Consider the following 517-nt stretch of genomic DNA (forward strand, 5'->3'; position numbering starts at 1 on the left):
CATCACCGAAGCAACCCGCTGGGCCAACCGCGAAATGACAAGGCCATTCACCATCCTCGGCCTCACCGGATGATGTTGAAACGACCGTGCCATCACCGGCCCGCGGAGTGCCGGAAGCTCCCGTAACCGTTCCCCGGTGATCCGGGCGAGCACTTCCGGATTGTCCAGCAGCGTCCGCAGCATGAATCCGGAGAGGTGGGCGACGGTGTTGACGCCCGCGAAACAGCCTTGCAGAGCGATTCCGGCCCAGACGTCCAGCGGATACTCCCGACCGTTCTCGTCCGCCGCTTCCACCCGAAACCGATATCGCTGGAGAACACGTCCTCGCCGTGTTCGAGCAGAAAGCGGTTGGCGTGTTCTCCGGCCATGATGACGAACGCCTGACTGAGTGCCTTGACCCGAAAGACCGGACCCGTTTGCCGGTACGTGAGAGCCATCCAAAACCTGGTCGACACTCATGAATGTCACGTTGAGTGAGATTTGGGTTGTTGGCCGGGCGTTGGCTGTCCGGAATGGA

1 protein-coding gene is annotated in these 517 nt (G+C 61.3%); it reads right to left on the minus strand.

Going from position 1 to position 517, the window contains the following annotated elements; translation table 11 throughout:
• Positions 1-294, minus strand: a 294-nt coding sequence (locus ACQ0O7_RS45205) for a hypothetical protein (RefSeq protein WP_430792115.1), incomplete at its 3' end; no start/stop codon positions are given.
• Between the last annotated feature and the right edge of the window lie 223 nt (positions 295-517).

It is taken from the genome of Actinoplanes sp. G11-F43 (assembly GCF_050589265.1).
Lineage (GTDB): Bacteria > Actinomycetota > Actinomycetes > Mycobacteriales > Micromonosporaceae > Actinoplanes.